At 68.4% G+C, this 6238-nt stretch carries 8 protein-coding genes; 3 read left to right on the top strand and 5 right to left on the bottom strand.

Translation table 11 applies throughout. From position 1 onward, the window contains the following. The coding region (locus AC1D15_RS14790) for a GNAT family N-acetyltransferase (RefSeq protein ID WP_477826575.1) at nucleotides 1-392 on the top strand (392 nt) is incomplete at its 5' end. Here AC1D15_RS14790 and AC1D15_RS14785 read toward each other — a convergent pair. The 5 genes from AC1D15_RS14785 to AC1D15_RS14765 all read right to left on the bottom strand — a co-directional run bounded on the left by AC1D15_RS14785 (nucleotide 340) and on the right by AC1D15_RS14765 (nucleotide 3046). Then, complete coding sequence (locus AC1D15_RS14785; protein WP_477826574.1) at nucleotides 340-606, bottom strand: hypothetical protein; 267 nt, start codon at nucleotides 604-606, stop codon at nucleotides 340-342. The genes AC1D15_RS14790 and AC1D15_RS14785 overlap by 53 nt on opposite strands. 139 nt (nucleotides 607-745) lie before the next feature. Beyond that, a complete protein-coding gene (locus tag AC1D15_RS14780; protein ID WP_465112034.1) occupies nucleotides 746-1168 on the bottom strand; it encodes an OsmC family protein in 423 nt (140 codons plus the stop codon). Between the two features lie 58 nt (nucleotides 1169-1226). Beyond that, the gene (locus tag AC1D15_RS14775) at nucleotides 1227-1802 is read right to left on the bottom strand and encodes a DUF4337 domain-containing protein (protein ID WP_047504720.1); all 576 of its coding nucleotides are present in this window, start codon (nucleotides 1800-1802) and stop codon (nucleotides 1227-1229) included. 18 nt (nucleotides 1803-1820) lie between these two features. After that, on the bottom strand, nucleotides 1821-2327 hold the full coding sequence (locus AC1D15_RS14770) for a dihydrofolate reductase (RefSeq protein ID WP_477826573.1): 507 nt from the start codon (nucleotides 2325-2327) through the stop codon (nucleotides 1821-1823). Between the two features lie 38 nt (nucleotides 2328-2365). Continuing rightward, nucleotides 2366-3046, bottom strand: coding sequence for a GntR family transcriptional regulator (locus AC1D15_RS14765; protein ID WP_477826572.1), 681 nt, complete (start codon nucleotides 3044-3046; stop codon nucleotides 2366-2368). 57 nt (nucleotides 3047-3103) lie between these two features. Between AC1D15_RS14765 and scpA the strand changes: the two genes are divergently transcribed. Together scpA and meaB are read left to right on the top strand one after the other, a co-directional pair. Further along, nucleotides 3104-5278, top strand: coding sequence for a methylmalonyl-CoA mutase (gene scpA, locus AC1D15_RS14760; RefSeq protein WP_477826571.1), 2175 nt, complete (start codon nucleotides 3104-3106; stop codon nucleotides 5276-5278). Nucleotides 5279-5393: 115 nt separating this feature from the next. After that, a partial coding sequence (meaB, locus tag AC1D15_RS14755; RefSeq protein ID WP_477826570.1) for a methylmalonyl Co-A mutase-associated GTPase MeaB occupies nucleotides 5394-6238 on the top strand: 845 nt, incomplete at its 3' end.

Genomic DNA, 6238 nt, shown 5'->3' with positions numbered 1-6238 from the left:
GCGCCGAGCAGTTCTGCCGCGAAGGGCGCGCGCATTTCATGATGCGCTCGATGATGCCGATGCTGCTGCTCCTGAAGGGCAGCGACACGCTGGTCGGCATCGGCAGCCTGCATGCGTTCGACTGGGCGGTGCCCAAGTGCGAGATCGGCTACTGGGCGCACTCGGCGTTCACCGGCCGCGGGCTCGTCACCGAGGCGGCGCAAGCCATCACCGACCTGGCGTTCGGCCCGCTCGGCATGCGCCGGGTCGAGGCCTTGCCCGACGCCGGCAACATCGCCAGCTGGCGGGTCTGCGAGCGTGCCGGCTACACGCTGGAAGGCACGCGGCGCAACGACCGCATCACACCGGACGGCATGTTGCGAGACTCAAGGGTCTACGCACGGATTCGCTGAACGACGGCGCCGACTCGAAGCGGATGCAGCCGCGCTGCAGGCACGACTGGTACTCGCGCAGCGACAGCGTCACAGCCTGGCGGTCGCCATCGGCATGCCAGACCAGCTTGACCCACAGCGCGCCTTCGATGACCCAGCACGCACCCGCGGGAATGTCCCGCAAGCCCTCGTCCGCGTGCACCTCGAACCCCGCAATGACCATCCCTCGTTTCATCGCTACCTCCAGTGGTGGGTGCCGTCCGGGACTCTGCGATCCCGGCGCAGCCTCACTGTAGGGGGCGCCCTTTGCGGGCACCGTGGGTTGATTCCGACGAGCGTGTAGGACATCGCCGCGACATGCGGGCAGGCGCGGCTCAGACCAGCGTCGCCTCCAGCGAGATGTCCGCCTTCAGCAGCTTCGACACCGGGCATCCGGCCTTCGCCTTCGCCGCCAGCTCCTGGAACGTGGCGTTGTCGGCGCCCGGCACGTTGGCCTTCAGCGTCAGGTGGACCGCGCTGATCGCGTAGCCGCCTTCCACCTGCTCCAGCGTGACCTTGGCGGTCGTGTCCATCTTCTCGGCGCGCAGCTTGGCTTCACCGAGGATCAGCGACAGCGCCATCGTGAAACAGGCGGCGTGCGCCGCACCGAGCAGTTCCTCGGGGTTGCTGCCCGGGGTGCCCTCGAAGCGGCTCGCGAAGCCGTAGGGGTAGTCCTTCAGCGCGCCGCTCTCGGTCGAGATCGAGCCCTTGCCGTCCTTGATGCCGCCGGACCATTGGGCCGAGCCCTTGCGTTGGATCTTCATGCCGCTCTCCTGGATGTGGAGGGCGCAGCGTAGCGCTTCAGGCCCGACCCTGTCACCAGTGCAGCCAGGCAGCGACGCCCAGGCCGAGGCCGAGCGCGCTGATCCCGTACACCGCGTACTCCGTCCAGCGCCGCTTCGTCAGCAGCGCGATCGCCGCCATCGCGATCGAGATCGACAGTGCGGTGGTGGCCTGTGCCCAGCGGTGGTGCTGGTGCATCTGCTCCTCGCTGCGCTTGTCGAAGGCGGTCGATTCATCTTCCAGCTTCTTGGCCGCCGTCATGATCTCGGCCTTCTCGGTCTTGTAGCGCTTGATCTCCTCGGTGTAGAACGCGCGCCGGCCCTCGGGCGCCAGTTCGACCGCCAGCTCGGCCAGGTTCTGCTTGCTGCTCTTGGCCTGGTAGTAGTTCCACTGGTTCGACGCCTCGGTCTTCTTGATCGCCGCGTCGTTCTTGTAGAGCCCCGCGTTGGCCTGCGTCGCGCCGCCCATGTACGAGAAGATCGCACCGAGCGTCGCGAGGATCGCGGTGATCACCGCCAGCTGGCCGGCGTGGCCGTCGGGGTTGTGCTGGGCCGCATGCTCCAGTTCGTGGTCGTGCGGGCCGTGGACGTGGAAACCGTGTTCGGACATGTCATCCTCCTCGTGTCGTCAAAGTTGCGGTTGTTTGCGTGAGTACGTGACCCAGCGGTAGCGGATGCCATCCGGGCTGGTCTGGAAGTCGCCGGGGTCCGCGTCGAACTGCGCGCGGTCCCAGTCGGGGAAGAACGTGTCGGCGTCGAACTCGGCATCGAGCTCGGTCAGCACCAGCTCGTCGACCAGCGGCAGCGCCTCGCGGTAGATCTGGGCGCCGCCGATCACGAAGGCCTTCGGCACGTCGCCGGCCAGCGCGATCGCCTCGGCCAGCGAGCCGGCGCGCTCGGCGCCGGTGGCCTGCCAGCCTGGCTGGCGCGTGATCACGATGTTGCGGCGGCCCGGCAGCGGGCGGCCGATCGAATCCCAGGTCTTGCGGCCCATCAGCACCGGCGCGCCGAGCGTGGTGCGCTTGAAGAACTTCAGGTCCTCGGAGATGTGGCAGAGCAGGGCGTTGCCCTTGCCGATCGCGCCGTGCCGGGCGACGGCGGCGATCAGGCTGATCAGTGGTCGGGAGCGTGTCATGGGCACGATTGTCGCCGCGCGCCGCACCGGGTTTCGTGTCAGGCCGGCATCGCGGCGTCCCGTCCATTCGTCAGGTGCTGCTGCATCAGCAGCTGCACCTTGGTGCCGTCGCGCGCCTTCAGCGCGGCCATGATCCTGCGGTGCTCCTTCAGCGACGCATCGAGCCGCCCCTGCTTGAACAGCGAGTGGTGCCGGTTCAGCTTCATCACCTTGCGCAGGTCGGTGACCAGCTGGTGGCGCCAGCGGTTGTCGGCGATCTCCAGCAGCCGCATGTGGAACTGCTCGTTGGCGCGGAAGAACGCATCGCGGTCGGCCACGCTGTCTTCCAACGCCTGGTGCAGCGCCTGCAACTCGGCCAGCTGCGCGTCGGTGGCCCGCGTGGCGGCCGCCGCAGCGGCATCGCTCTCGAGCAGCGCCAGCAGGTGGAAGACCTCGGCCAGGTCGCGCTCGGACACCTCGGTGACGTAGGCGCCGCGGCGCAGCTTCATCGTCACCAGCCCTTCGGCGGCCAGCACCTTCAGCGCCTCGCGCAGCGGGGTGCGGCTGATGCCGTACTCGGCGGTCAGGGCTTGCTCGTCGATCCAGMTGCCGGGCGCCAGCGTGTGGGCCATGATGCGCGCACGCAGCCGCTCGGCGACCTGCACGTAGAGCGCCTGGGTGGCCGGCAGCCGGGCGGCGGCCGGCGATTTACCAGCGGGGACGGTGGAAACCTTGGACATATAATTCAATTTTGAATTATGGATGACGCCTGCCGGGTCGTCCAGCGGAGCGGGCTCATGTCGGACCAGAAAAAAACGGATGACAAGGATGCGTTGCTGACTTCCGAGGCGCTGCCCGCATGGCAGAAGGCCGCCGCGAAATCCGCGCCCGGCGGGCGTGTCGACGCGCTCGACTGGGTGACGCCCGAGGGCATCCGCGTGAAGCCGCTGTACACCGCGGCCGACACCCGCGGCCTGCCGTACACCGACACGCTGCCCGGCTTCGCGCCGTTCGTGCGCGGCCCGCAGGCGACGATGTACGCGGTGCGGCCGTGGACCATCCGCCAGTACGCCGGCTTCTCCACCGCCGAAGCCTCGAACGCGTTCTACCGCAAGGCGCTCGATGCCGGCGCGCAGGGTGTCAGCGTCGCGTTCGACCTGGCCACGCACCGCGGCTATGACAGCGACCACCCGCGCGTGACCGGCGACGTCGGCAAGGCGGGCGTCGCGATCGACAGCGTCGAGGACATGAAGATCCTGTTCGACGGCATCCCGCTCGACAAGGTGTCGGTGTCGATGACGATGAACGGCGCGGTGCTGCCGGTACTGGCCGGCTACGTGGTGGCGGCCGAGGAGCAGGGCGTGCCGCAGGACCAGCTGAGCGGGACCATCCAGAACGACATCCTCAAGGAGTTCATGGTCCGCAACACCTACATCTTCCCGCCCGAGCCGAGCATGCGGGTGATCGGCGACATCATCGCGTACACCGCGAAGCAGATGCCGAAGTTCAACTCGATCAGCATCAGCGGCTACCACATGCAGGAAGCGGGCGCGAACCAGGCGCTGGAGCTCGCCTTCACGCTGGCCGACGGCAAGGAGTACGTGAAGACGGCGCTGGCCAAGGGGCTGGACGTCGACGAGTTCGCCGGGCGGCTCAGCTTCTTCTGGGCGGTCGGGATGAACTTCTACCTGGAAGTCGCGAAGATGCGCGCCGCGCGGCTGCTGTGGTGGCGGATCATGAGCGGCTTCGGCGCGAAGAACCCGAAGAGCCTGATGCTGCGCACGCACTGCCAGACCTCGGGCTGGAGCCTGACCGAGCAGGACCCGTACAACAACGTGGTGCGCACGACGGTCGAGGCGATGGCGGCGGTGTTCGGCGGCACGCAGAGCCTGCACACCAACGCGCTCGATGAAGCCATCGCGCTGCCCACCGATTTCAGCGCCCGCATCGCGCGCAACACGCAGCTGATCATCCAGGAAGAGACGCACATCACCAGCGTGGTCGACCCGTGGGCCGGCAGCTACATGATGGAGAAGCTGACGCAGGACATGGCCGATGCGGCCTGGGCGCTGATCGAGGAAGTGGACGCGATGGGCGGCATGGTGAAGGCCGTCGACAGCGGCTGGGCCAAGCTGAAGATCGAGGCGAGCGCGGCCGAGAAGCAGGCGCGCATCGATTCGGGCAAGGACGTGATCGTCGGCGTCAACAAGTACAAGCTGAAGCAGGAAGACCCGATCGACATCCTCGACATCGACAACCATGCGGTGCGCGAGAACCAGCTGAAGCGGCTGAAGCAGGTGCGCGCGGCGCGCGATGCGGCGGCGGTCGAGCGCACACTGGCGGCCCTGGTGGCCTGTGCGGCCGGCGGCGAGGGCAACCTGCTCGCGTTGACCATCGATGCGATCCGGGCCCGCGCGACGGTGGGCGAGGTGAGCGATGCGCTCGAGAAGGTGTGGGGGCGCCATCGCGCCGATACGCAAAAGGTGACCGGTGTGTATGCAGCCGCTTACGACAGTGCCGAAGGGTGGGCGAAGCTCCAGCAGGAGATCGCCGAGTTCGCGCAGGCGCAGGGCCGGCGCCCGCGCGTGATGATCGCCAAGCTCGGGCAGGACGGGCACGACCGTGGCGCGAAGGTGGTGGCGACGGCGTTCGCCGACCTGGGCTTCGACGTCGACATGGGGCCGCTGTTCCAGACCGCCGAGGAGTGCGCGCGCCAAGCGATCGAGAACGACGTGCATGCGGTGGGCGTGAGCACGCTGGCGGCGGGTCACAAGAYGCTGGTGCCGGCGATCATCGCGTCGCTGAAGGCACAGGGTGCCGACGACATCATCGTGTTCGTCGGCGGCGTGATCCCGCGGCAGGACTACGACTTCCTGTACGAGGCCGGCGTGAAGGGCATCTACGGGCCGGGCACGCCGATCCCGGCGAGTGCGAAGGATGTGCTGGAGCAGATCCGCAAGGCTGTTGGATGACCCACCCCCGAAGCGCCTTCGGCGCCTCCCCCTCAAGGGGGCGCCGCCAGCGGCCCGGCAAAGCCGGTTCCGCGGCGGCCGCTCGGTCCTCGTTTCGGCATTCCATCGGCTTGTGATGAACGCCGGAGACGACGCGTTGTGTGAAGCCTTGGTTGGACGCGATCCGCAGGCACGGCGGCGCTCGCTCGCCAAGTCCATCACCCTGCTCGAATCCACCCGCCCCGACCACCGTCTGCGCGCCGACGCGCTGCTGAACGCCCTGCTGCCGCACACCGGCCGCGCGCTGCGCCTGGGCATCTCGGGCGTCCCCGGTGTCGGCAAGTCGACCTTCATCGAGGCCTTCGGCCTGCACCTGATCGCGCAGGGCCACCGCGTCGCGGTGCTGACGGTCGACCCGTCGTCCACCGTCTCCGGCGGCTCCATCCTCGGCGACAAGACGCGCATGGAGCAGTTGTCCGTCCACGACGCCGCCTACATCCGCCCGAGCCCGTCATCGGGCACGCTCGGCGGCGTGGCCGAGAAGACCCGCGAGGCGATGCTGGTCTGCGAGGCCGCCGGCCACGACGTGGTGCTGGTCGAGACCGTCGGCGTCGGCCAGAGCGAGACCGCGGTCGCCAGCATGACCGACATGTTCGTGCTGCTGCAGCTGCCCAATGCCGGCGACGACCTGCAGGCCATCAAGAAAGGCGTGATGGAGCTCGCCGACCTCGTCGTCATCAACAAGGCCGATATCGATCCGGTGGCCGCGACCCGCGCCGAAGCCCAGATCACCAGCGCGCTGCGCGTCTTCAGTTTCCACGGCCGGCCCGACCAGGTTCCGCCCGCACGCGTGATGCAGATCAGCGCGCTCAAGTCGCAGGGCATCACCGAGTTCTGGCAGCGCGTTCGKCAGTTCGCCGACGAACGCCGCGCGAGCGGCGAGTTCGAACGCCGCCGCGAGCGCCAGGCCCAGGCCTGGAT

Source organism: Rhizobacter sp. P2_H2, from assembly GCF_056403375.1.
Note: the sequence above shows the minus strand (reverse complement) of the source record. Positions and strands in the feature narration are given on the sequence as shown.